Raw genomic sequence first — 23562 nt, 5'->3', positions numbered from 1 at the left:
ATCGGCACCAGCGAACGTGTCAATGCGCCAGTGGAACGACGTGGGCATCACGGGGGTAGCCGCGTGGGCGGGCTTTGGGTCGTGGATCACACCCAGGAGGCCGGGGCGTGCGGTGTCTCGGCCGGAGTCAGCGGCCCATGCGCCGGGCGGCGTGGCGGATCACGCCGGACGGGATGAGTCGGGCCACGCTCGCGATGGCCTTGTAGCGGGCGTCCGGGACGCTGACCGGGATGCCGCGGGCGAAGTCGCGCATCGCTGTGGCGACCACTCGGTCGGCGTCGAGCCAGAGCCAGGACGGGATGCCAGAGGTGTCGATGGACGCGCGTTCGTGGAACTCCGTGCGGACGAAACCAGGGCACAGGGCCATGATCCGTACGCGGGGCTCGGGGATGCTCAGGGCCATGGACTGGCTGTAGTTGACCACCCAGGCCTTGGAGGCACTGTACGTGCCGCCAGGGAGGAAAGCGGCCACCGAGGCCACGTTGATGACGCCGCCCCGTCCCCGGGCACGGATCGAGGGGAGCGCCGCCATGGTGAGGCGCAGGACGGCCTCGCAGTGCAGGCGCAGCATGCGGACCTCGTCGGCGACGGGCACGTCCGCCGTGCCGTACCTGCCCTCGTGGCCGAACCCGGCGTTGTTCACCAGCAGATCGACCCCCGCCCGCAGCCGTTCCTCGACCGTCGCGAGGCCCTCCTCCGTGGTCAGGTCGGCGGGGAGCACCTCGGGCTCGACCCCGTACCGCCTCCGCAGCGCGGCGGCGCTCTCCTCCAGCCGCTCGGCGTCCCTGGCCACGAGGACCGGCGTCAGTCCGTCCCCGGCGAGCTTGCGGGCGAACGCGGCGCCGATGCCCGCGGTGGCGCCGGTGATCAGTGCGGTAGGCATGCGGGCAGACTAGCGGCCCGCATGCCTGCTCCTGCACCACCACGGTGGGTCAGACGGTGAACCGGCCGCTCTTGACGGCGTCCAGGAACGCCGACCACTCGGTGAGGGAGAAGATCAGCGCGGAGGCGGCAGGGTCCTTGCTGTCGCGGACGGCGAGGACACCGGGCAGGTTTGAAGCGACTTCGACGCATTGCTCGTCGGCGCTGAAGCTGCTCTTGCGCCACCGTGCGTCGTGGAGGTCATACGACACGTGCGTTCACCACTTCCTCGATGAGACGGAGCGACTGCCTGAACGGTAAAGCCTCGGCTCTGATGGCGTCATATCGAAGCATCAGCTGAGCGATCTCCAGGTGCCCTCCGATGATGCGTCCGTGGGGCTGGCCTTCGATGAAGGCGATATAGGGGGATCCGTGGCGTTCGGCGATGATGAAGCCGCCTGACAGCCCACAGTGCGCCCCCGTCTCGTAGGGGACGATCTGGAGGGTGAGCTTCGGATGCTGAGACATTTCCAAGAGGTGGCTCAGCTGTTCCGGCATGACCTCCGGCTCGCCGATCCTTCGGTGGAGGACCGCCTCGTCCATCAGGAAGCTGATGGTGGGAGCGTCGTGCCCGCGCAGGATCGACTGGCGTTGCAGGCGGCTGGTGAGCCTTTCATCGATCTGCGCGGCGGTGATGCCTGGCCGCTTGGAGATCATCTCGCGGGCGTACGCCTCCGTCTGGAGCAGGCCGGGGACGATGGTCGGTTCCCAACTGCGCAGTCCTGTCGCGTCCTGTTCCTCCTCCAGCCACGGCCGGAGGTTCTCGGGGGCGTTCTTCCATGTGGTGGCGACGTAGAGCCGTTCCATCGTGCCGTCCAGGCCGAGGGCTTGGTCGCACAGGCGGGCGAACGGCTCGGTGGGTGGGCGTCTGAGTGATTCCACCATGGCTACCTGGGAACCTGAGTAGCCGATGCGGTCAGCCAGGCCGTGCTGGGTCAGGCCGGCGGCGTTCCGGTGCCGTTTCAGCTCGAAGGCGAACAGAGCGCGGGGCGACTCGCGGGGGTCGAGCTCGCTGGACAATTCCTGCCTATTTCCTTTCTAATCGGGCGATTAGTCGTCTTACCTCTATTCTCGCGGCGATTGTAGGTCAGGTGTGAGGGGAAAGCGCTACCGATCGTAGCGGGACGCCGCCAATCTGGTGGGGCGAAGTTCGCAGGAAGTGCGCGCTTCGGCGAGGGAAAGGGCGTGCCCCATGCGAACGGGGAAACTCTTAGGAGCCATAGAGTTGGCCGGTTCTCCGGAATCGGTCAAGGCTGCGCGTGAGTTCGTGAGGCGGCGGCTCGGCGACGGGCACCCGGCGCTGGACGACGTGACGCTGCTGGTGTCCGAGTTGGTGACGAACTCGGTGCTGCACTCCAGGTCGCGGGGTGGAGGGCGGGTCGCGGTGGCGATGGCGGACTGCCGCGACGTGATCCACGTGGATGTCGTCGACGCGGGAGGAGACGCGTTTCAGCCGGTATCTGGGGATATGTTCAATGAAAACGGGCGAGGGCTCATGCTCGTACGGGAATTGTCCAGAGATTGGGGAACCCATACGGACGAAGGCGGGCGAGTCGTGTGGTTTCAGGTCGCGTACCAAAGCTGATTCGCAATGCAGGAGAAGGCCATCCTGGCGTGGAGGTGTTCTGCTCGTCTGGTCGGCATTTCCGCCTCACAGGAAGGAACTCGCGATGACCACTCCAGCAGCCCGCGCGGGCGACGACAGGGCTTTCCCGGACGTCGGTATCGATGCTTTCCTGAGCCACTTCATCGTCGCGGTCCGGTTCCACGCCGGGGACCGGGCCGGTGATCTCGTCACCTTCTCTCTGCCCTCGGCCGTGCAGACGGTCGCCAGGTCGCGGCCCTTCGTCCCGGCCGAGGACGGTGAGCGGGCCGTCTTCCGGCTGCCGGAAGGGGCGACCCTCGCGGACGAGGTCGGCCGGGACGACTTCCTCGTCTCGCCGCGCGGGTTCTTCGCGCAGGACCGCGAGCAGGTGTGGTTGCAGATCCTCAACCTCGACGCCAGGGGGGAGACGCCGTTCGGGCCGGTGCGGGTGATTCTCGGGGAGACGTTCAAGCGGGAGTACCCGGATCTGTTCCAGCCGTCGTTCGGTGCCGCGCAGTCGCTCGGGGAGCGGGGCTTTCCCGCACGGCTGTTCTTCAGTCCGAACGCGGTCATCGAGACGCCGCTCGGCGCATGGAAGACACGGCCGAAGGCGCTCGTCGGGGCGGAGATCGGCGAGTTCCCGCCGATCGGTTCCTATCCGAGCCTGCAGGAGCCGGTGCCGCTCGACGCGGTCGAGTCACTGCGTGCCCTGGACGACCCGCTCGCGCCGGGGAGCCTCGCGCCGGTCGCGACCATCAGCGCGCTCGCGCACCCCATCGACGCTGTCGTCCACGACGCGCAGGAGGCGTTCACGGCCATACAGCGGTCGCTGAGCTGACCGGCGGGCGTCCCCGTCCGCACGGGGACGCCTGTCGCGGCGGTGTTCAGAGTTCAGCGTTCGGAGGGGGCTCGTCCTGCGGGGATCGGGTGGATCCCCGGCGGGTCGGCGAGGGTGCGGACGCGTGGTATCGGGGAGGGCAGCAGCCAGAGCAGGGACAGTGCTCCGCCGACGGCGGCGATGAGGAGGGTCGCGCGGAGGCCGACGAGGGTGGCGAGGAGGCCGCCGAGGACGGCGCCCGCGGGGCGTAAGCCGTAGTTGACGGTGCTGAACGCGCCGGCGACCCGGCTGCGCATGCCGTCGGGGATCACGGCCGCCTGGAGGGAGTTGAGGTTGACGTCGAACAGCATGACGCCGACGCCGGAGAGGAACTCGGCCAGGGCCAGGGCCGTGGCGCGGGCCCAGAGGGGGCCGTCCGCGGCGGCGATGACGGCGATCGGGGCGGGGAACAACACCGCGCCCACGACGATGCTGCGGCCCACGCCGAACCTCCGCGAGACCTTCGGGGCGAGCACCGCGCCGAGGAGCGAGCCTGTGGCGCCGATCCCGAACGCCATGCCGATGACTCCCGCGGACAGCCCGAGGTTCCGGCTGGCGAACAGCACGATCAGGCCGCTGCCCGCGACGAAGGTGAAGAAGTTGACGGTCGCCGCGCACCCGAGGCTCGCCCGCAGCACCGGGTGACGGACGACGAACACCAGTCCCTCCCTGGCACGCCGCAGCAGGGTGGGGGCCGCGTGGTCATGGGCGGCCGGTGGTTCGTTCGCCGGGACCCGGCCGACGAGAACCGCGGACGCCAGGAACGTCAGGGCGTCGACGACGACGGCGACGGGGGCGGTCAACGCCTGGACCAGGACACCACCGGCCGCCGGGCCGGCGACGTATGACGCCGACCGGCTGGCGCTGAGCTTGCTGTTCGCGTCGACGTAGGACGACCGGGGCACCAGGTGGGCGAAGAACGGCGAATAGGCGGTGTTGAACAGCACTCCGGCCGCGCCCGTCAGCAACGCCACGACGTACAACTGGCCGAGGGTCACCGCCTCCAGCAGATAGGCGGCGGGGAGGGAGAGCAGCACCGCCGCCCGCACCAGGTCGGCGAGGACCATCAGGCGCCGCTTGTCGGCACGCTGGTCGACCCAGGCACCGAGGACGATCGCGAGCAGGTTCGGGGCCCAGATGAGCGCGGTCAGCCACGCCACCTCGTTCGCCGAGGCCTGCAGCGCGCCGACCGCGATGAGCGGCAGGGCCAGTTCGGTGATCCTGTCGCCGAACTGCGAGACCGACTGGCCGGCCCAGAAACGAAGAAATCGCCGATCCCGCCACAGCGACGCGGGTGACGCCTGGTCGGTGGCGTTCACGACGTCCCGCCGGCCTGCTCCTCGGCGCCGTCCGGCAAGGCGTAACGCAGCAGGCGGACGCCGCGGGCGCCGGCCGGCCGCGCGGCCTCGTCACGTGTCACGTAGGGCGCGAGGATGTGCTCGATCGCGTCCTCGATGGCGGCGAGCTCGTCGGCGGAGACGACGACCCGGGTGTCGGCCAGACCCGCGCGCCTCAGCCACTCCGGTTCGAGCGTGGGCTCGACCTCAGTGGCCCACCGGCTCGGCAGGTCTCCCGAGCGCAGGAACATCTCCCGGGACAGGACGCGCGCGGCCGACCTGCCTTCCTCGTCGTCCGGATCCGCCGGCGCCTCGAACCGGAAGCCGCGCGCCACCGCCTCCCATCGCCGTTGCCGGCGGTCCGGGCCGGGCTCGGCGTCGCGGACCAGCCCGAAGCCCGCCAGGTGCCGCAGGTGCCAGCTCGTCACCGACGGGGTCGCTCCTACGGCCGGCGAGAGCTGCGTCGCCGTCGCCGGGCCGTGTCGCTGCAGTTGTTCGAGGATCGCCAGCCGCACCGGGTGCGCCAGTGCCCGCATCGCGTGCGGATCGGTGATCTCGATGTCGCCGAAGCGGTTACCGGTGTTCATAGTGTGAGAGTCTTCTCTCACAATTCTTGAGAGTCAACTCTCACATCTGCGGCACCGAGGAGCCCGCCGAACACCCTTCACGAACCCTGCGGTCCGCCTCCGGTCATCCCGTGCACGGCCGGGACGGTCCCCAGGCGGCCCTTCTGGAAGTCCTCGAACGCCTGCCGCAGTTCCTCGCGGGTGTTCATGACGAACGGGCCGTAGTGGGCCATCGGCTCGCGGATCGGCTGCCCGCCCAGCAGGACGACCTCCAGGGCCGGGGTGCGCGAGTCCTGCTTCTCGTCCGCGCGGACGGTCAGCGAGGAGCCCGCGCCGAAGACGGCGGTCTGGCCCAGATGGATCGGACGGCGGTCCGCGCCGGCGGAGCCGCGGCCGGCCAGGACGTACGCGAGGCCGTTGAAGTCCTCACGCCAGGGCAGCGTGAGCTCGGCACCCGGGGCGAGCGTCGCGTGGATCATCGTGATCGGGGTGTGCGTGACGCCGGGACCGGCGTGACCGTCCAGCTCGCCCGCGATGACCCGCAGGAGCGCGCCGCCGTCGGGGGAGGTGAGCAACTGGACGTTGCCGCCTCTGATGTCCTGGTACCTCGGCGCCATCATCTTGTCCTTGGCCGGGAGGTTGACCCAGAGCTGGAGGCCGTGGAACAGCCCGCCGGACATGACCAGGTGCTCCGGCGGGGCCTCGATGTGCAGCAGGCCCGAGCCCGCCGTCATCCACTGGGTGTCGCCGTTGGTGATGGTGCCGCCGCCACCGTTGGAGTCCTGGTGGTCGAAGACGCCGTCGATGATGTACGTGACGGTCTCGAAACCGCGGTGCGGGTGCCACGGGGTCCCCTTCGGCTCCCCGGGCTGATACTCCACCTCGCCCATCTGGTCCATCATGATGAACGGGTCCAGGTACCGGTAGTTGATCCCCGCGAAGGCCCGGCGCACGGGGAAACCCTCGCCTTCGAAGCCACTCGGCGCGGTCGTCACGGCCAGCACGGGGCGGGCCACGGCCTCGGCGGGCGCGGCCACGCGCGGCAGGGTCAGGGGGTTCGCGACGGTTACGGCAGGCATGGGTCCAGCTCTCCTCTATGTGGAAGTTCTCGCAGGTCAGCGAAGGGGCAGGGGGACGGCGTAGCCCTACAGGCGGCGGGCGGCGGTCACCGCGCGTGCCGCCGGGCACCGGGCCGTGGCCGTCCCGGGGACTGGGGTGGCCACGGCGTAGTAAGGGTGTCGGCGGTGACGGCCGGCATGCGAACCTCCTGGTAGGGCCGTGCGAGGTGTGGCGTTCGGGGTCTCGCACGCCGCTACAACAGAAGTTTATGTTTCAACTATTCCCGGTCGTCTGGTGCCGCCGTCGCCGCCGGTCGCGACACCCTTGTGTCACAAGTCGAGCTAAGTTTCCGCCAAGATTTGGTCAAGATTTTTCCGGTTGCCCTCGGGGAGGGACCCCAAAAAAAGGGCACAACAACCATGATGACCCGCAAAGCGGAGGTAAGGCCCCTGTGGAACGGACGCGGGTGGGGTCGCGGCTGATCGCCATGGCGATCGCCGCCGTAACAGTGGTCACGGTGACCTCGGCCGGCTGTGGTGGCCCGAGTTTCACCTATGTGATGGGCAGCGACGGGCAGAGCTACTTCCGGGTGCCCGCGACGTGGCGGCAGGTGGACCAGAAGGCGCTGGACCGGGAGGTGTTCGGCGACCTGGACTCCGCCACGGCCCAGCTACGCAAGAAACTGTCCTGGACCGTGGGCTACGACGGCTACCACGTCCCGTCGGCGGACCATCTCTACGACGCCGGCGACTCCGACAAGCCGTTCGTCTTCGCCATGGTCAAGAACCTGACCGAGGCGCAGCGCGACGGCATCTCGCTGGACGGCCTGCGCAACGCCGCGGGGCTCCCGGTCGCCGTCGAGGACGAGCTGCGCGACCAGATGGAGAAGACCCCCGGCTATCCCTTCAAGGACTTCGAACTCCTCAGCGACGAGGTGCTCCCCCCCAAGGACGGCGTACGCGGCGTGCACGTCGTCTTCAACTTCAAGGTGCAGGGCGGCCCGGTGCAGACCTTCGACCAGACCGCTTACCTCGCCGCCGACGGCACGCGCGTGTCCGTCCTCCTGATCCGCTGCTCGGCCACCTGCTACCGGTCCGAGGCGGAAGCGATCGGCGGCGTCGCGCAGTCTTTCAAGGTCAAGCGGCTACCCGGGTGAGCCCGGGCGGCCTGGTGACCGTGAGGAGTCCCGATGACACAAACCCCCACGCCCGAGGCCGCCGGCCTGCGGGCGCCTGACTCCGGCCCGGTCGCCACCGGCCGGGTCACCATGCCGATGTGGGACCGGCTCAAGTTCCTCATCGGCCTGAGCGTGGCATATCTCGTCCTGGTCTGGCATCAGATGGCGAGCTTCGAAGGCATCATGCCGTTCACCGAGGCCGCCCAGGTCACCGCCACCGAAGGCGCCGGGCGCATCGTCCTCGTGCTGATCGCCGTCGAGGCGCTTCGACAGGTCCACTTCCGCGTCAGCGAGAAGTCCCCCGGCTACCACCGCTTCTGGACCAAGAAGGTGTTCGGCGGGTTCGACCGCTGGAGCCGCCGCCGCTTCAGCGACTGGAACCGCTTCCGCATCGCCCGGGCGCTGAAGTGGCTGTTCTGGATCGCGCTGCTGGCCCTGGTGCTCGGCCAGGTCCTCGGCACGTCCCCGCTGCTCGCCCTGTTCCAGGCGCCCGCCCTGCTGTGGCAGGTGCTGCCGTACGGGCTCCAGCTCGCGTTCGCGTTCTTCTTCGTCATCATCCAGTTCGTCGGCCTGTTCTGGTTCATGTCCAGGGGCGGCGTGGAGACGTACTTCCCCGACGACATCAAGACCCGTTTCTCCGACGTCTGGGGCCAGGACCACGTGGTCGAGCGGGTCAAGGAGAACATCGTCTTCCTGGAGAAGCCCGACGAGATCGAGGCCAAGGGCGGCTACGTGCCGAGCGGCCTGCTGCTGTGGGGCCCGCCCGGCACCGGCAAGACCCTGATGGCCGAGGCCGTCGCGGGGGAGACCGGCAAGCCGTACGTCTTCGTGGACCCCGGCGCCTTCATCAACATGTTCATGGGCATCGGCATCCTGAAGGTGAAGTCGCTGTTCCGCAAGCTGCGCAAGCTCGCGCTGCGGTACGGCGGGGTGATCGTCTTCTTCGACGAGGCCGACTCCCTCGGACGGCGCGGCGCGCTCGCCCAGCAGGGCCCGCCCGGCGGCCGCATCGGGTTCGGCGCCGGCGACGCCTGCCACGGCTTCGGCTACCTGTCGGACGAGACGCGCTCCCTGCTCACCCGGCGTTCCCTGACCACGCCGGCGGACGCGCCGCCCCAGCAGCGCGAGCGTTTCATGGGCATGCCGATGGGCGGCGGCAGCGGGGACATGGGCACGCTGCAGGCCCTGCTCACCGAGCTGTCCGGCCTGAAGAAGCCCCGCGGCCTGGTCAACCGGTACGTCCGCAGGCTGTTCGGCATGCGCCCGAAGCCCCCGCCGAAGTACCGCATCCTCGTCATGATGGCGACCAACATGCCGAACTCCCTGGACGAGGCGCTGCTGCGGCCCGGCCGCATCGACCGCATCTACAAGGTGGGCTACCCCTCCAAGGCCGGCCGGGTGCGCACCTACCACGGCTACTTCGGCAAGGTGCGCCACGAGCTGACCGCCCAGCAGATCGACAAGCTCGCCACCATCACGCCGTACGCCACGGGCGCCACCATCAAGGACCTGGTCAACGAGTCGCTCATCACCGCCATCAGGGACGGCAGGGACGTCATCACCTGGCACGACGTGATGACGGCCAAGCGGCTCAAGCAGCTCGGCCCGCCCGAGGACGTCGAGTACATCGAGCGCGAGCGGCACGCGGTGGCCGTGCACGAGGCGTGTCACGCGGTGGCGGCGTACCGCACCCGCCAGCACCTGGAGATCGACCTCGCCACCATCGAGAAGGGCGCGGACTACCTCGGCATGGTCTCCAGCATCAAGCCAGAGGACCAGTTCACCCGGTGGCGCAGCGAGTACGAGGCCGACATCATGGTGTCGCTCGCGTCGCTGGCCGGGGAACGCATGTTCTTCGGCGACGACAACTCCTCCGGCGTCTCCGGCGACCTGGAGAGCGCCACCATGGTCACCGGGCTGATGGAGGCGTACTGGGGCATGGGTGTCGGCATCGCCGCGCTGCCCGCGCTGCAGCAGCTCGGCATCAGGGACGGCAAGGCGGCCCCGCCGCAGCCCGGGTCCGGCGGCATCGGGTACACGCAGGAGCCCGGGACGTCGCGGGACCGGAACGTGCCGGACATGCTGGCCGAGCGCATCGAGTACAACCTGGCGCGGCTGCTGACCAAGACCGAGGAGCTGCTGCGGGCCAACCGGCGCGAGGTGCTCGCCGTCGCGCACGCTTTGGAACAGCACAAGACGCTGTCCGGCGACGACGTGATCGCGGTGATCGAGGGCACGCGGGGGCCGCTGGTGGACGGCACCGTGTACCTCGCCGACGAGTTCTACGACGAGCTGGAGGCCTACCACACGGTGGCCGCGGAGGCGCACCGCACGCACAGCCACGTCACCGCGCCGCTGCCCCGGCCGGTGGCCGCCCCGGCGGCCGTGCCGGTGATCGCCGGTCAGGTGATGTCGCAGTCCGTGGTGCTGTCGCCGCCGCCGGACCCGCCCACCGGGCCGCCGGTGATCGCGCCGCAGGGTGGCGGGGCGCCCGTCGTCCTGCCCGGTGGCAACGGCGGGGTGGTCATGCCCGGCGCGCCCGCCTCCAACGGCGGCGTGTCGCCCGATTTCATCCCGTGGAGCGTGGAGAAGCCCGCGCCGCGGGAGGCCCCGGCGACCCCCGCCGCGGTGCCGCTGGAGGCCGGGCGGTCGGCCCGTCCCGTGCTGCTCGCGCTGGCGGCCGTCGCGGCGCTCATGTTGTTCGTGGTCCTCGGGCTGGCGGTGTTCGGCGGCGGGGCCGAGGGGCCACAGGCGAACGTGGCGCCGGTCACCGGGGTCGCGGCGTTCGTCATCGTGGTGGTGCTGGTGGCCGTGGCGTGCGCCATCGCGTTCATCGTGGTGCGCAACCACCAGGCCGGGCGCGCCCGCGCCGAGGCGTCGCGGGACCGGGCCGTCGAACGGGCGCAACTGCTGGCCGCGGCCATGGACCCGGAGACGGCGATGCGCCTGCTCGGGTACGACGGACGCAACGGGCAGCACGGTCAGAACGGGTCGTGACGGATTCGGGCCCTCCCGCGGGGGAGGGCCCGATCACCGTCCGGCCGCGGTCGTCAGAGGCGGAACTCCAGGTCAGGCACGATCTCGGCGACGTCCATCTGGGCCTTCTGCAGGCGGCCCGAGTAGTCCCAGTTCATCGCCTGCCAGCGGGTGAACTGGTCGAGCACCCACATGCCCGACTGGCGGCTGCCGTTGCCGGACCTGCCGTTGCCGCCGAACGGCAGGTGCGCCTCGGCGCCGGAGGTGGAGTTGTTGACGCTCACCATGCCCGCGCCGACGCCCGAGCGGAACCGGAAGGCCGCCTTGGGGTCGGTGGTGTAGATCGAGGACGACAGGCCGTAGCCGGGGCGGTTGGCCAGCGCGATCGCCTCGTCGAGCCCGCCGAACGTCGTGACGCCGACGACCGGGCCGAACGTCTCCTCCATGAACAGCCGGTCCCCGGGACGCACGCCGTCCACCACCACCGGGTGGTAGTACAGGCCGCCCGCGCCGTCGAAGTCCCCGCGCGGGTTCTGCGCGGTGATGCGGCCGGTCGCGCCGGTCACCACCGTGTGGTGCGGCTCGATCCACCTGAGGTGGTCCTCGAAGCGGTCGGCGAACCGGTGGTCGAGCATCGGGCCGTACAGCACGTCGCCGCGCGGGTCGCCGACCTTCGCCGCGGCCACCGCGGCCGCGTACCGCTCCACGAACTCGTCGTGCACCGACTCGTGCGCGATCACCGTGCCGAGCGAGGTGCAGCGCTGGCCCGCCGTGCCGAAGCCGGAGAACAGGGCGCCCTCCACGGCGAGGTCCAGGTCGGCGTCCGGCATGACGACCATGGGGTTCTTGCCGCCGAGCTCCAGGCACGGCGACTGCAGGTGGCGCCCGCACAGCTCGCCGATCCTGCGGCCCACGGCGGTGGAGCCGGTGAAGCCGACCTTCTGCACCGTGCCCTCCTCCAGCGCGGCCTCCAGGCCCGTGAAGGTGGCCGGGCCGTCGGCGAACACGATGTTCAGCACGCCGTCCGGCAGGCCCGCCGCGGCGAACAGCCGGTACAGCGCGTGGGCCGACGCGGCGGCGTACTCGGCGGGCTTCCACACCACCGCGTTGCCGCACAGCAGGGCCGGCACGATGTACCAGCTCGGCACCGCGACCGGGAAGTTGCCCGCGGTGATCACCGCGGCGACACCCACGGGGACCCGGAACGTGAACAGGTTCTTGTCCGGCATCTCCGACGGCACGGTCTGCCCGTACAGCCTGCGTCCCTCGCCGAGGAAGAAGTCGCAGGTGTCGACGATCTCGCGCACCTCGCCCAGCGCCTCGGCGTACGGCTTGCCGATCTCCTCGGTGACGAGCCGCGCGAGCTCCTCGGCGTTGGCCTCCACGAGCCGCCCCATGGACGCGACCACCCGCCCGCGCACCGGGGCGGGCACCCGCTCCCACTCGCGTTGCGCCGCCGACGCCGCGCTGCACGCCCACGCGAACGTCGCGCCGTCCGCGAGGCGCACCTTGGCCACGGTCTCCGTGGTCCGCGCCGGATTGATCGAGTCGTAGGCCGCGGCATTGGTGTCCTCGGCGGCCTTACCGCCGACGACAGAAACGATCCGCATGCTCACCGTCGCCCTCCTCGAATCGCCCTATCCCCGCATTCTGCCGATACCACAACCGCTCACTCCTGAACCGGTCCCTGCCGAGGCTCACAACGCGGTGAAGTCCGCGAAGTCGAACCCCGGCGAGACCACGCAGCTCACCAGTACGGCCTCGGCGCCGGCCGGCCGCGCCGCCTGCCAGGTCCCCGCCGGTACGACGGCCTGCGGCACCTCCCCATCCTCCACCCGCGCCCCCAGAGTGACCTCGGCGGCTTCCCCGGGACGCTCACCCCTCCCGCCGAGTGTCAGCGTCAACGGGCCGCCCCGGTGCCAGAACCACACCTCGTCCGACCGCACCACGTGCCACACCGACTCCTCGCCCGGCGCGAGCAGGAAGTAGATCCCCGTGGCGCTCTGCCGCACCCCGCCGTACCCCGGCGGCCGGAGCTCGGCCGCCGTCCGCCAGGTCTCGCGGAACCACCCGCCTTCGGGGTGAGGCAGCAGATCGAGCGCCTCGGCGACCACCGGCCGCTCCCGCAGCCCCGTGAACGCCCCCGTCACGTCCCTGCGCAGGAACCGGACCCGTCCGTCCTCCACGGCGACCACCGGCTCGGGCCCGGTGAACTCCCGGGCGGCGACCCGCAGCGCTTCGTCCTCGCCGGCCACCGGGACGGAGGGGCCGTGGGGGTACGCGTCGTACGTCATCAGCAGCATCCCGCCGATCGTAGGCGACATTTCACGACGTGTCCGATGTCGGGGTTTAGCGTGGGAAACATCCCCTCTGACCAGGTATGAGAAGCGGCCGTGAAATGTCGGAGGGGGTCGATAGTGTGCCTGTGTGATCGAACGTTGGAGTCGTGATCAGGTCCTGGCGCTCGCCCCGGACGCGTCGTCCAAGAAGGGGGCGCAGAGTGTCAGCGGCCCCGGCAAGTGGCCGGTCACGGGCGTCATGCCCGATGTCCTGTGGGGAGAGTGCAAAGGCAGCGGAGCCACGCCGTACCGCGCGTGCGTCGACCTCGCCGACACCGCCTACCGCTGCAGTTGCCCCAGCCGCAAGTTCCCCTGCAAGCACACCCTCGGCCTGCTCCTGCTGTGGTCCGCCGACGGCGTGTCCCCGGCCGACGAGCCCCCCGCCTGGGTGCGCGAGTGGCTGGAACAACGCCGGGCCCGCGCCGCCCGCACGGCGCCACCACCGCCCCCGTCCCCGGACGATCCACCGGGCCCGGGGTCCCGTTCCGCGGCGGGGGAGGCCGCGGACGGAACCGGCGGGCCGGACGCGACGGGAGCCGGGCCGGAGGGCTCCGGCGCCGGCGGGTCCGCGGGGGCGGACGGCTCAGGCGCCGGTGACGGCGCGAGGCCGGGCGGCGCGGATGCCGGCGGGGCCGCGGGGCCGGGAGGTGCCGGCGCGGACGCGGCGGCGCGCAGGGCGGCGCAGCGGGAGGAGAGGGTGACGGCCGGGCTGGCCGAGCTGGAGCGGTGGCTCGCCGACCAGATCGGGCAGGGGCTGGCGAGTGCGCGGCGGGACGCTCCCGCGCAGTGGCAGGAGCTGGCGCGGCGGCTGGTGGACGCGCAGGCGCCGGGGGTCGCCGGGTTCGTGTCCCGGCTGCCCCGGGTGCTGGCCGACGAGGACTGGCCGTCCCGCCTGCTCGGGGAGTACGGCCTGCTCAACCTCCTTGCCGTCGGCCACCGCCGCGCGGCCGTCCTGCCCGGGCCGTTGCGGGACACGATCCGGTCGCGCGTGGGCTTCCCGGTCTCCCGGGAGGACGTGCTGGCCGGTGAGCGGGTCCGCGACGAGTGGGACGTCCTCGGCCGGCGGGACGACGAACAGGACCACCTGGTGTCCCGCCGCGTCTGGTTACGCGGCCGCCGCACCGGCAGGTTCGCCCTGGTCCTGTCCTTCGCCCCACCCGGCCAGCCCTTGGACGCCTCGCTGGTCACCGGCACGGCCGTGGACGCCGACCTCGCCTTCTACCCCGGCGCGACGCCCCTGCGGGCCCTGGTCGCCACCCGCCACGCCCCCGTCCCCGCCGCGCCGCCGGAGGGCACCACCGTGGCCGGCGCCCTCACCGAGATCGCCGGCGCCCTGACAGGCGACCCCTGGACCGACTCCTGGCCCGTCGTCCTCCGCGCGGCCACCCCGGCCAGAACCGACGGTCTCTGGCTGCTGACCGACCCCGGTCCTGAGGCGGCCGGAGAGGCGGGAGGCGATCCGGCGGCGCCCGGGTCCACCGGCTCCGCGACCCCCGGTACGGACGGGAACGCGCCGGGGCCGCCGGGGCTCCTGGTGCACCCCGTGGCGGGACATCCGTGGCGGCTGCTGGCGGTGTCCGGGGGGCGTCCGGTGACGGTGGCGGGGGAGTGGACGCCACGCGGCATCCGGCCGTTCACCGCCTGGGACGAGCAGGGCCGGATGGTGGTGCTGTGAACGGCAGGAACACGAGAGGTGGTGCGGTGGACGCCGAAGGTGTGGGTTCAGCAGAGGGTGGGCTCGCGGTGAGCGGTGGTGCGGTGGACGCCGAGGGTGCGGGATCGGGAGAGGGTGGGCTCGCGGTGAGCGGTGGTGCGGTGGGCGCCGAGGGTGCGGGATCGGGAGAGGGTGGGTTCGCGGTGAGCGGTGGTGCGGTGGGCGCCGAGGGGGTGGGTTCGGCAGAGGGCGGGTTCGCGGTGAGCAGTGGGGTGGAGTGGGAGCGCATGGTGTCGGCGGCGCTGGTCGGGGTCGATCGGCGGCCGGAGGGGGATCTGCTGGGGCGGGCCGCGGCTTATGTCGTGGGGGTGCGGGCGGGGGGACGGGCCCGGGGTGGGGAGCCGTTGCCCGCGGCGCCTGACGAGGAGCAACCCATGGTGCCGCGGGCGGCTGGGGAGCGGGCGGGGCGGATCCTTGACGGGGAGCATCCGCGGTTGCTGCCGGAGTGGCTGGAGGCGGCGGCGGCGCGGGGGTACCGGCTGGTGCCCGAGTTGCTGCCGCAGGTGCTGGACCACGGGGCGCGGGACCGGTCGCTGCGCGCGGCGATCGGGGTGCTCGCGGGGGCACGCGGGCGGTGGCTGGCGGGGCTCAACCCGGCATGGGCGTATGTCCAGGACGAGGCCACGCCGGTCGTGGTGCCGGGGCCCGTGGTGGCGGAGACGGCCGTGGCGGGGCCCCCGATGGATCTCTGGGAGTACGGCACCCGGGGCGACCGCCTCGCGTACCTGCGGACGTCGCGGCGGGCCGACCCGGCGCGAGCGCGTGAGCTGCTGCGCGAGGGCTGGGCCAAGGAGGCACCCGAGGACAGGGCGGCGTTCGTCCACGCGCTCGCCGAAGGGCTGTCGATGGACGACGAGCCGTTCCTGGAGGACGCGCTGGACGACCGCAGGCGCGAGGTGCGCGGGCAGGCCGCCGACCTGCTGACCAGGCTCCCCGCGTCGCGGCTCGGGAAGCGCATGGCCGCACGGGCGGAGCGGTGCCTGACGTTGTCCGGCGAGCGGCTGCTCGCCGAGCCGCCCGAGGCCTGCGACGCCGCCATGGAGCGGGACGGCGTCCGCTCCCGCGCGCCGGCGGGCACCGGGCAGCGGAGCTGGTGGCTGCAGCAGGTGATCGCGCGGACCCCGCTCGTGTTCTGGACGGAGCGTTTCGGCCTGCCCGCCAAGCAGATCGTCCGCCTGAAGGTGGTGGAGTGGCCGCGCGAGGTCCGCCTCGGCTGGGAGCGGGCGGTCGTGCTGCAGAACGACCCCGAGTGGGCGCGTGCGCTGTTCGCCGTGGAGCCGCTCACCGACCTGCTCGCCGTGCTCCCGCCCGCGGAACGCGCCGGCCAGGCGGCCGAGCTGGTCCGCGGCCAGCCCGTGGACGGCCAGCTCATCATGATGCTCGGCGGCATCCCCGGGCCCTGGGGCCCGTCCCTCACCGAGGCCGTCCTCGACAAGATCGTCGAAACCGTCGGCCACCAGCCCTGGAACCTCGGCGAGCTCGTCCGCCTGGCCGGTGAACGCGCCGACCCCGCGGCCCACGAGACCGCCGCCACCCGTTCCCTCGAACCCGCCGTCCAGGAGGTCGCCGACGTCCTCCGCTTCCGCCACGCCATGCTCACCGAGCTGGGAGTCCTCCGATGACTCCCGACCGGAGCGAACTGATGATCACAAATGTCCGTGCCGTCGCGCGTCGTCACCACGTGAGAGCGAGCTGAGAACACCCATGACAGTCCTGCGTCCGCACGCGGAAGATCAATATGCCGAGGAGCTGGCGATCCTCGCCAAGACCGACGAGCGGCCGCGGCCGCCGGGGTGGAAGTTGTCGCCGTGGGCGGTGACGACCTACATCGTCGGGGACGGGGATCAGATCACGCCGAAGTACATCGGGCCCCGGCGCATCGTCGAGGTGGCGGTGGCGACGCTCGCCACCGACCGGGCGCTGCTGTTGCTCGGGGTGCCGGGGACGGCCAAGACCTGGTTGTCGGAGCACCTGGCGGCGGCCGTCAGCGGGGACTCGACGTTGCTGGTCCAGGGCACGGCCGGGACGGCGGAGGAGGCGGTGCGGTACGGGTGGAACTACGCCCGGCTGCTCGCCGAGGGGCCGTCGCGGGAGGCGCTCACCCCCAGCCCGATCATGCGGGCCATGGCCGAGGGGCGGCTGGCCCGGGTGGAGGAGCTCACCCGGATGCCGTCGGACGTGCAGGACGCGCTGATCACCGTGTTGTCGGAGAAGACCATGCCGGTGCCCGAGCTGGCGACGGAGGTGCAGGCCACGCGGGGCTTCAACGTGATCGCGACGGCGAACGACCGCGACCGCGGGGTGAACGAGCTGTCCAGCGCGTTGCGGCGGCGGTTCAACACCGTGGTGCTGCCCGTCCCGGCCAGCGAGGACGAGGAGGTCGACATCGTGTCGCGTCGTGTCGCCCAGCTCGGCCGGTCCCTGGAGCTGCCGGAGACCACCACGGCCATGGAGGAGATCCGCCGCGTGGTCACGGTCTTCCGCGAGCTGCGCTCCGGCACGACCTCCGACGGCCGCACCACCGTGAAGTCCCCGAGCGGCACCCTCAGCACCGCCGAGGCCATCTCGGTGCTCACCAGCGGCATCGCCCTCGCCGCCCACTTCGGGGACGGCGTGCTGCGGCCCGGTGACGTCGCCGCGGGCATCGTCGGCGCCGTGATCCAGGACCCGGTGTCCGACCGCGTCATCTGGGGCGAGTACCTGGAGACCGTCGTCCGCGAGCGCCCCGAGTGGCGCGACTTCTACCGGGCCTGCCGCGATGTCTCCTGACGTGGCGGCCGTGGCGCCGCCGCCGCACCCCTCCGGTCCGGACGGCGTGGCCGCGTCCGGTGACCCGGCGCCTGTGGGGACGCCGCCGCAGCCCTTCCGGGCGGACGGCGCGGCGGCGCATGTGGTGCTCGGGGTGCGGCACCACGGGCCCGGGTCGGCCCGGGCGCTGGCGGCGGAGCTGCGGCGCCTGCGCCCCGACATCGTGCTCATCGAGGGCCCGCCGGAGGCGGACGCCCTCGTCGCGCTGGCCGCGGACCCGGACATGGAGCCGCCGGTCGCCCTCCTCGCCCACGTGCCGGGCGAGCCGTCCCGCGCGGGGTTCTGGCCGTTCGCGGTGTTCTCCCCGGAGTGGCAGGCCATCCGGTACGCCCACGAGGCGGGCGTACCCGTCCGCTTCTGCGACCTTCCCGCCGCCCACAGCCTCGCCGGACCCCCACGCGGCGCCGCGGACGCCGGCGACGGCCCCGGGGACGAGGCGCGGCCGGAGGACGGGACGGAGGATCAGGACCCCGGCGGCCGGGACCCCATCGGGCGGCTGGCGGAGGCGGCCGGGTACGACGACCCGGAACGCTGGTGGGAGGACGTCGTCGAGCACCGGGGCGACGCGCCGTTCGAGGTGATCGCGGAGGCCATGGAGGCGGTGCGGGAGGGGTACGTGCCGGACGAGCGGGAGAGCCGGCGTGAGGCGTACATGCGCAGGACGGTCCGCGTGGCGTTCAAGGACGGGTACCGGCGGGTGGCGGTCGTCTGCGGGGCCTGGCACGTGCCGGCGTTGCGGGTGATCGGCGCGGCGGCGCCCGACGAGCGGGTGTTGCGGGGAATCCCCAAGGTCAAGGTCGAGATGACCTGGGTGCCGTGGACGTACGGCCGGCTGGCCTCGTGGAGCGGGTACGGCGCGGGGGTCGGGTCGCCGGGGTGGTACGACCATCTGTTCGCCTGCCCGGAACGGCCGATCGAGCGGTGGATGGCCCGGGCGGCGGCGGTGCTGCGCGACGAGGACCTGCCGGTCTCGTCCGCGCACGTCATCGAGGGGGTGCGGCTGGCGAACGGGCTGGCGGCCGTGCGGGGACGGCCGCTCGCCGGGCTGAGCGAGGTCACCGAGGCGGTGCGGGCGGTGCTGTGCGAGGGCGCCGAGCTGCCGGTGGAGATGATCCAGCGGCGCATGGTGGTGGGGGAGCGGCTCGGGCACGTGCCGGACGGGACCCCCATGGTGCCGCTGCAGCGCGACCTGCGGGACCGGATGCGGCGGCTGAAGCTGCGGGCCGAGGCGCTGGAACGCGACCTCGACCTCGACCTGCGCAAACCCCTCGACCTCGACCGGAGCCGCCTGTTGCACCGGCTCGGGCTGCTCGGCGTGCACTGGGGGGTGCCCCGGGAGGCGCGCGGCAAGGGCACCTTCCGGGAGTCCTGGCGGCTGGAGTGGCGGCCCGAGTTCGACATCGAGCTGATCGAGGCCGGGGGGTACGGCACCACCGTGCCCGCCGCCGCGTCCGCCCGGGTGCGGGAGCTCGCGGCGGGCGACCGGCCGCTGGCCGAGCTCACCGAGGCCGCCGAGCGGTGCCTGCTGGCCGACCTGCCGGACGCGTTGCCGTCGGTGTTGTCGGCGGTGTCGGACCGCGCGGCGCTGGACAGCGACGTCACGCACCTGATGGCGGCGCTGCCGCCGCTGGTGCGGGCCGAGCGGTACGGCGACGTGCGCGGCACCTCCGCCGAGGGGCTGTCGGCGATCGTGGAGTCGCTGCTGGCCCGCATCCGCGCCGGGCTGCCCGCGGCCGTCACCGGCCTGGACGACGACTCGGCCCGCGCGCTGCTGCGCCACGTGGACGCCGTGCACACCGCCGTCGGGCTCCAGCAGGAACGGCGCGAGGGCTGGCTGGCCGTGTTGTCCGGCATCGCGGCCCGCGACGACCTGCACGGCCTGATCGGCGGCCGGCTCACCCGCATCCTGCTTGACGCGGGCACCGTCCCCGCCGACGAGGTGGCGCGGCGCATGTCCCGCTCGATGTCGGCGGGTTCCCCGCCCGCGCGGGCCGCCGCCTGGATCGAGGGCTTCCTGGCCGGCAGCGGCCTGCTGCTGGTGCACGACTCCACCCTGTTCGCCCTGGTGGACACCTGGCTGTCGGGCCTCGCCCCCGAGGCGTTCGTGGACGTGCTGCCCCTGCTGCGCCGCACCTTCGGCGCCTTCCCGGCCCCCGAGCGCCGCGCCGTCGGCGGCCGCGTCACGGCCGCGCGCACGGCCCCCGCGGCCGCACCGGAGGCCGATGACCCGCGCGCGGCCCCGGCCGTCCGCACCGTACTGGAGATCCTGGGAGTGAGGGGCTGATGGACGAGCGGGTACGCAGGTGGCGGCTGGTGCTCGGCGGCGAGGCCGACGGCACCGGGTGCGAGCTGTCCGGGGCGGACGCGCGCATGGACGCCGCGCTCGCCGCGCTGTACGACGGCGGCGGGCGCGGGGCGGAGAGCGGCGGCGGTGGCGGTGGTGACGGGCGGCGCGGGGCCGGGCTCGGGGCGTCGGCGCCGCGGGTGGCGCGGTGGCTCGGGGACATCCGGTCGTACTTCCCGTCCACGGTGGTGCAGGTCATGCAGAAGGACGCCATCGAGCGGCTCAACCTCACCCGGCTGCTGCTTGAGCCGGAGATGCTGGAGGCCGTCGAGCCGGACGTCCACCTGGTCGGCACGCTGATCTCGCTGAACCGCGTCATGCCGGAGACCGCGCGCAGGTCGGCGCGGGCGGTCGTCGCCAAGGTCGTGGCCGACCTGGAGCGCCGCCTGTCCCAGCGCACCAAGACCGCGGTGTCGGGCGCCCTGGACCGCTCGGCCCGCACGTCACGCCCGCGCCGGGTGGCCGACATCGACTGGGACCGCACCATCAGGGCCAACCTGAAGAACTACCTGCCCGAGCGCCGCACCGTCGTGCCGTCCCGCGTCGTCGGCTACGCCCGCAGGCAGCGGGCCGTGCTGCGCGACGTCACCCTCTGCGTGGACCAGAGCGGGTCGATGGCCGCGTCGGTGGTGTACTCCAGCGTGTTCGGCGCCGTGCTGGCCTCGATGCGCACCCTCCGGACGTCGCTGGTGGTGTTCGACACCAGCGTCGTCGACCTCACCGACCGCCTGCACGACCCCGTGGAGCTGCTGTTCGGCACGCAGCTCGGCGGCGGCACCGACATCAACCGCGCCATCGCCTACTGCCAGGGCCTGATCACCCGTCCCGCCAACTCCATCTTCATCCTGATCAGCGACCTGTACGAGGGCGGCGTCCGCGAGGAGATGCTGCGCCGCGTCGCCGCCATGACCGCCTCAGGCGTCCAGGTGATCGTGCTGCTGGCCCTGTCGGACGAGGGCCAGCCCCACTACGACCACGACAACGCCCAGGCCCTCGCGGCCCTCGGCGTCCCCGCGTTCGCCTGCACCCCCGACGCCTTCCCCGAGCTGATGGCCGCCGCCATCGAGCGCAGGGACATCGCCCGGTGGGCCGAGCGCACCCTGGCCGTCCGCGGCCGGCACTGACCCCTGTTCCGGTCCTCCGGTTTGGCCGGGGTGACGCGAGCAGGCACCATGGAGGGCAGGGGTCGAGAGAGGAATCACATGCCGCGCGTTCGTGAGCTTGAGGTTTTCCGGCTTGTGCTGCCGTACGGCAGGCGGCCGGAAAGCATTTTGGTGAAGCTCACGGACTACGGCGGCATGACCGGCTGGGGCGAGGCCGTGCACTCCCCGGCCCGCGGGAACGGCGACGGCGTCCCCGCGCGGGAGCCGGACGCCACGCTGGTCAAGGCGTGGGGCACGATGGAGGAGTCCCTGGCGCCCGCGCTGCTCGGCGTGGACTGGGAGCACCCCGACGAGCTCGGCACCGTGCCGGGCGGCTCCGCGGTGGACCTCGCGTGCTGGGACCTGTGGTCCCGCATGCGGGGCGTGCCGCTGGCGCACGCCCTCGGCGGCACCCGCACGTCGCTGATCGCGACGGTGCGGCTGGCCGCCGAGCGTTCCCTGGAGGCCATGGTGGCCCGGGTCAACCGCCACGTGTGCGCCGGGTACGCGCACGTCACGCTGGACATCCACCCGGGCTGGGACGTCGAGCCGGTGCGCGCCGTCCGCCAGGCCTACCCGGCGCTGGCCCTCGCCGTGGACGGCAGGGGCGCCTACACCGCCCTCGGCGACCTGCCCTCCCTGGACGCCTACGACGTCACCGCGATCGAGCGCCCGTTCGGCGGTCCCGCCGGGGACGCCGACCTCGAACTGCACGCGCTGCTGCAGGGGCAGGTGAACTCCACGGTCGCCGTCGAGGTGCACTCGGTGGCGGCCGTCGAGGAGGCCGTCGCCGCCCGGGCGGGCACCGCGCTGCTGCTGCGCCCGTCCCGCTTCGGCTCCCTGCGGGCCGTGCGCCAGGCCCACGACCGCGCCGCCGAGGCCGCGTGGGACATCACCGCCGCCGGCGGCCGCGGCACGGGCCTCGCCCGCGCCGCCACGGTGGCCGTCGCCAGCCTTCCCGGGTGCACGCTGCCGAGCGACGTCACCGAGCCGCCGCGCAGCGCCCAGATCGTCACGCCGCCGGTCGGCGCGTCCGGCGGTGTGGTGGCCGTGCCGCTGACCCAGCCCGGCCTCGGCCACCTGGTCGACGAGGACCGTGTGCGGCGCCTCGCGACCGAGTCGTTCCGCTTCTGACGCGGTCCCCCCGGACAGGCGCCGATCAGGCGCAGCCGTCGCCGAGGCGCCGGGGCGCCCCCGGTGTGGACGCGGCGGCAGGCCGCCTCGGGGTCTTGGTCACGCCCGGCGTCGGCGTCGCGCCCGGCGTGGCCGTCGCGCCCGGGGTGGCCGCGGGGGTGCGGGCCACCGGGGGACGCAGGGCGCGGGCGGCCGTGCGGCGGATCAGCGCCCAGTCCGGCGAGCCGGTGTTGATCAGCGGCGGGACGAACTGCACGCCGGTCAGCCGGGCGCCGCGGACCTTCAGCGCGAGGGGCACCAGGTGCTCCAGCATCGCCCGGGGGATGTCGGTGCGGAACATGCCCTTGGACGCCCGGGCCAACTGGTTGAAGCGCAGCAGCACGGTCGCCGGGTCGGCCTGCTGCACCAGCGCGTTGAGCACGCACCGCTGCCGGCCCATCCGGGTGTAGTCGTCGCTGTTGGTGCGCGACCGGGCGAACCACATGGCGTCCGCGCCGCGCAGCTTGCGGGTGCCGGCCTTCACCAGGCCCTCGTTGTACTTGCCGAACACGACGTCCACCGGCACGGTGAGCGTCAGCCCGCCGAGCGCGTCGATGATGCGCGCGAGGCCCCACATGTTGGCCAGGGCGTACCAGTCGACCCGCAGCCCGAGCGTGTACCCGATGGTCTCCTTCAGCGTCTGGGGCCCCATGCCCTTGCGCCCGCCGAAGATCTCCGGGTGGGACTCGGCGTACTGCCACACCGAGAACAGCAGGTCCTCGCGGGACCCGTCGGGGTTGGTCGGCAGCCGGAAACCGTTCGGGAACGCGCGGTGCATCGGCGTGCCGGGCGGGAAGCGGACGTTCTCCAGGTTGCGCGGCAGGCTGAACAGCACGGTGTCGCCGGTGCGGACGTGCACGCTGGCCAGGTTGATGCTGTCGGTGCGCACCCCCACCCGGTCCGGCTGCCAGTCGCCGCCGAGGATCAGGACGTTCACCCGGGTGCGGCCCGCCCACGGGTCCTCCGGCTTGGCGGGCGCCCCGGTGGCCGCCGCGGCCGCGGGCTCGTCGAACACCGCGTCCAGCGTGGCTCCCGACACCAGGGCGTACTGCGCGACGACGGCGAACGGCATCGCGACCGCCACGGCCAGCGTGCCGGTGAGCACGCCCGAGACGATCTGCCCCACCTGGGACAGCTCACCCGGCCGCAGGACCACGTACGACCGCACGAGCAGGGCGAACCAGCACAGCCCCGCCACGCAGGCGATGACGATGACGCCCCGCAGCCAGGCGGGGTCGAGCAGACGCCCGGCGAGCCCGGCGTCCGCGGTGAGGGCGACCACGACGAGCGTGGCCAGGACGAGGAAGTACGCCCCGAGCAGCAGGAATCCCGATCGTCGGCGGCCCGCCCGCAGGTGTGCCGCCCCCGGCACGATGGCGGACAACGCCGTCCAGCCGATGACCCCGGCCGTCCCCGGTGGCTTGTTCGCATGGCGCAAGGTTGTCAGTACCTCCCCGTTTCCAGGGGCGGCACGATATTCGCCCCACCCGACGCGCACGTGAACTCTTCACCAACAGATCAGGATTTATATGGATACGTCTGGC

19 protein-coding genes are annotated in these 23562 nt (G+C 72.6%); 10 read left to right on the top strand and 9 right to left on the bottom strand.

The features are described 5' to 3' along the window. Window positions 1–127: 127 nt before the first annotated feature. Genes ABGB17_RS27580 through ABGB17_RS27570 form a run of 3 tightly spaced genes read right to left on the bottom strand, consistent with a single transcriptional unit; the run spans window position 128 to window position 1941 of the window. Window positions 128–883 carry an SDR family NAD(P)-dependent oxidoreductase gene (locus ABGB17_RS27580; RefSeq protein WP_347634609.1) on the bottom strand — a complete coding sequence of 252 codons (756 nt, stop codon included), beginning with the start codon at window positions 881–883 and terminating at the stop codon, window positions 128–130. Between the two features lie 49 nt (window positions 884–932). Next, a complete protein-coding gene (locus ABGB17_RS27575; RefSeq protein ID WP_347634607.1) occupies window positions 933–1133 on the bottom strand; it encodes a DUF397 domain-containing protein in 201 nt (66 codons plus the stop codon). Next, a complete protein-coding gene (locus ABGB17_RS27570; protein WP_347634605.1) occupies window positions 1123–1941 on the bottom strand; it encodes a helix-turn-helix transcriptional regulator in 819 nt (272 codons plus the stop codon). The genes ABGB17_RS27575 and ABGB17_RS27570 overlap by 11 nt, the downstream gene beginning before the upstream one ends. A 205-nt stretch (window positions 1942–2146) precedes the next feature. Between ABGB17_RS27570 and ABGB17_RS27565 the strand changes: the two genes are divergently transcribed. Both ABGB17_RS27565 and ABGB17_RS27560 read left to right on the top strand, forming a co-directional pair. Next, window positions 2147–2506: an ATP-binding protein gene (locus tag ABGB17_RS27565; RefSeq protein ID WP_347634603.1), complete on the top strand. Its 360-nt coding sequence runs from the start codon at window positions 2147–2149 to the stop codon at window positions 2504–2506. Between the two features lie 85 nt (window positions 2507–2591). After that, the gene (locus ABGB17_RS27560) at window positions 2592–3344 is read left to right on the top strand and encodes a hypothetical protein (RefSeq protein WP_347634601.1); all 753 of its coding nucleotides are present in this window, start codon (window positions 2592–2594) and stop codon (window positions 3342–3344) included. 53 nt (window positions 3345–3397) lie between these two features. Here the strand turns inward: ABGB17_RS27560 and ABGB17_RS27555 are convergent, their stop codons facing one another. From ABGB17_RS27555 to ABGB17_RS27545, 3 genes are all read right to left on the bottom strand, one after another. Then, a complete protein-coding gene (locus ABGB17_RS27555; RefSeq protein WP_347634599.1) occupies window positions 3398–4702 on the bottom strand; it encodes an MFS transporter in 1305 nt (434 codons plus the stop codon). Beyond that, entirely contained in the window at window positions 4699–5307 is a 609-nt protein-coding gene (locus ABGB17_RS27550; RefSeq protein WP_347634597.1) for a helix-turn-helix domain-containing protein, read from the bottom strand. Before ABGB17_RS27550 ends, ABGB17_RS27555 begins: the two co-directional genes overlap by 4 nt. A gap of 77 nt (window positions 5308–5384) precedes the next feature. Then, window positions 5385–6365, bottom strand: coding sequence for a pirin family protein (locus ABGB17_RS27545; RefSeq protein WP_347634595.1), 981 nt, complete (start codon window positions 6363–6365; stop codon window positions 5385–5387). A 431-nt stretch (window positions 6366–6796) separates the two neighbouring features. Here ABGB17_RS27545 and ABGB17_RS27540 point away from each other — a divergent pair, with 431 nt between their 5' ends. Both ABGB17_RS27540 and ABGB17_RS27535 read left to right on the top strand, forming a co-directional pair. Continuing rightward, window positions 6797–7501, top strand: a complete 705-nt coding sequence (locus ABGB17_RS27540) for a hypothetical protein (protein WP_347634593.1) — start codon at window positions 6797–6799, stop codon at window positions 7499–7501. Between the two features lie 33 nt (window positions 7502–7534). Beyond that, window positions 7535–10519 (top strand): AAA family ATPase, encoded by a 2985-nt coding sequence (locus ABGB17_RS27535; protein ID WP_347634591.1) that lies wholly within the window; start codon window positions 7535–7537, stop codon window positions 10517–10519. 53 nt (window positions 10520–10572) lie between these two features. Here the strand turns inward: ABGB17_RS27535 and ABGB17_RS27530 are convergent, their stop codons facing one another. Further along, window positions 10573–12108 (bottom strand): aldehyde dehydrogenase family protein, encoded by a 1536-nt coding sequence (locus ABGB17_RS27530; protein ID WP_347634589.1) that lies wholly within the window; start codon window positions 12106–12108, stop codon window positions 10573–10575. An 87-nt stretch (window positions 12109–12195) separates the two neighbouring features. Continuing rightward, a complete protein-coding gene (locus ABGB17_RS27525; RefSeq protein WP_347634587.1) occupies window positions 12196–12801 on the bottom strand; it encodes a cupin domain-containing protein in 606 nt (201 codons plus the stop codon). A 124-nt stretch (window positions 12802–12925) separates the two neighbouring features. On the opposite strand from ABGB17_RS27525, the gene ABGB17_RS27520 reads away from it, so the two are divergent. The 6 genes from ABGB17_RS27520 (at window position 12926) to ABGB17_RS27495 (ending at window position 21979) form a co-directional block, all read left to right on the top strand. After that, the gene (locus tag ABGB17_RS27520; protein WP_347634585.1) at window positions 12926–14512 is read left to right on the top strand and encodes an SWIM zinc finger family protein; all 1587 of its coding nucleotides are present in this window, start codon (window positions 12926–12928) and stop codon (window positions 14510–14512) included. A gap of 182 nt (window positions 14513–14694) precedes the next feature. Continuing rightward, window positions 14695–16173, top strand: a complete 1479-nt coding sequence (locus tag ABGB17_RS27515) for a DUF5691 domain-containing protein (RefSeq protein WP_347634583.1) — start codon at window positions 14695–14697, stop codon at window positions 16171–16173. Between the two features lie 82 nt (window positions 16174–16255). Next, window positions 16256–17320 (top strand): AAA family ATPase, encoded by a 1065-nt coding sequence (locus tag ABGB17_RS27510; RefSeq protein ID WP_347634581.1) that lies wholly within the window; start codon window positions 16256–16258, stop codon window positions 17318–17320. Beyond that, window positions 17310–19643: a DUF5682 family protein gene (locus ABGB17_RS27505; RefSeq protein ID WP_347634579.1), complete on the top strand. Its 2334-nt coding sequence runs from the start codon at window positions 17310–17312 to the stop codon at window positions 19641–19643. Before ABGB17_RS27510 ends, ABGB17_RS27505 begins: the two co-directional genes overlap by 11 nt. Next, window positions 19643–20827 carry a VWA domain-containing protein gene (locus tag ABGB17_RS27500; RefSeq protein ID WP_347634577.1) on the top strand — a complete coding sequence of 395 codons (1185 nt, stop codon included), beginning with the start codon at window positions 19643–19645 and terminating at the stop codon, window positions 20825–20827. The genes ABGB17_RS27505 and ABGB17_RS27500 overlap by 1 nt, the downstream gene beginning before the upstream one ends. A 150-nt stretch (window positions 20828–20977) precedes the next feature. Further along, on the top strand, window positions 20978–21979 hold the full coding sequence (locus tag ABGB17_RS27495; protein WP_347634575.1) for an enolase C-terminal domain-like protein: 1002 nt from the start codon (window positions 20978–20980) through the stop codon (window positions 21977–21979). Between the two features lie 25 nt (window positions 21980–22004). Here ABGB17_RS27495 and ABGB17_RS27490 read toward each other — a convergent pair whose 3' ends face one another. Further along, the gene (locus ABGB17_RS27490) at window positions 22005–23456 is read right to left on the bottom strand and encodes an LCP family protein (RefSeq protein WP_347634573.1); all 1452 of its coding nucleotides are present in this window, start codon (window positions 23454–23456) and stop codon (window positions 22005–22007) included. Window positions 23457–23562 lie beyond the last annotated feature (106 nt).

The organism is Sphaerisporangium sp. B11E5 (genome assembly GCF_039871875.1).
GTDB lineage: Bacteria > Actinomycetota > Actinomycetes > Streptosporangiales > Streptosporangiaceae > Sphaerisporangium.
Note: the sequence above shows the minus strand (reverse complement) of the source record. Positions and strands in the feature narration are given on the sequence as shown.

What these genes read in the sequence shown, in the direction of transcription:
- ABGB17_RS27580 (WP_347634609.1), bottom strand. Translation starts at nt 883, where the DNA reads ATGCCTACCGCACTGATCACCGGCGCCACCGCGGGCATCGGCGCCGCG.
- ABGB17_RS27560 (WP_347634601.1), top strand. Translation starts at nt 2,592, where the DNA reads ATGACCACTCCAGCAGCCCGCGCGGGCGACGACAGGGCTTTCCCGGAC.
- ABGB17_RS27550 (WP_347634597.1), bottom strand. Translation starts at nt 5,307, where the DNA reads ATGAACACCGGTAACCGCTTCGGCGACATCGAGATCACCGATCCGCAC.
- ABGB17_RS27545 (WP_347634595.1), bottom strand. Translation starts at nt 6,365, where the DNA reads ATGCCTGCCGTAACCGTCGCGAACCCCCTGACCCTGCCGCGCGTGGCC.
- ABGB17_RS27535 (WP_347634591.1), top strand. Translation starts at nt 7,535, where the DNA reads ATGACACAAACCCCCACGCCCGAGGCCGCCGGCCTGCGGGCGCCTGAC.
- ABGB17_RS27530 (WP_347634589.1), bottom strand. Translation starts at nt 12,108, where the DNA reads ATGCGGATCGTTTCTGTCGTCGGCGGTAAGGCCGCCGAGGACACCAAT.
- ABGB17_RS27525 (WP_347634587.1), bottom strand. Translation starts at nt 12,801, where the DNA reads ATGCTGCTGATGACGTACGACGCGTACCCCCACGGCCCCTCCGTCCCG.
- ABGB17_RS27510 (WP_347634581.1), top strand. Translation starts at nt 16,256, where the DNA reads ATGACAGTCCTGCGTCCGCACGCGGAAGATCAATATGCCGAGGAGCTG.
- ABGB17_RS27505 (WP_347634579.1), top strand. Translation starts at nt 17,310, where the DNA reads ATGTCTCCTGACGTGGCGGCCGTGGCGCCGCCGCCGCACCCCTCCGGT.
- ABGB17_RS27500 (WP_347634577.1), top strand. Translation starts at nt 19,643, where the DNA reads ATGGACGAGCGGGTACGCAGGTGGCGGCTGGTGCTCGGCGGCGAGGCC.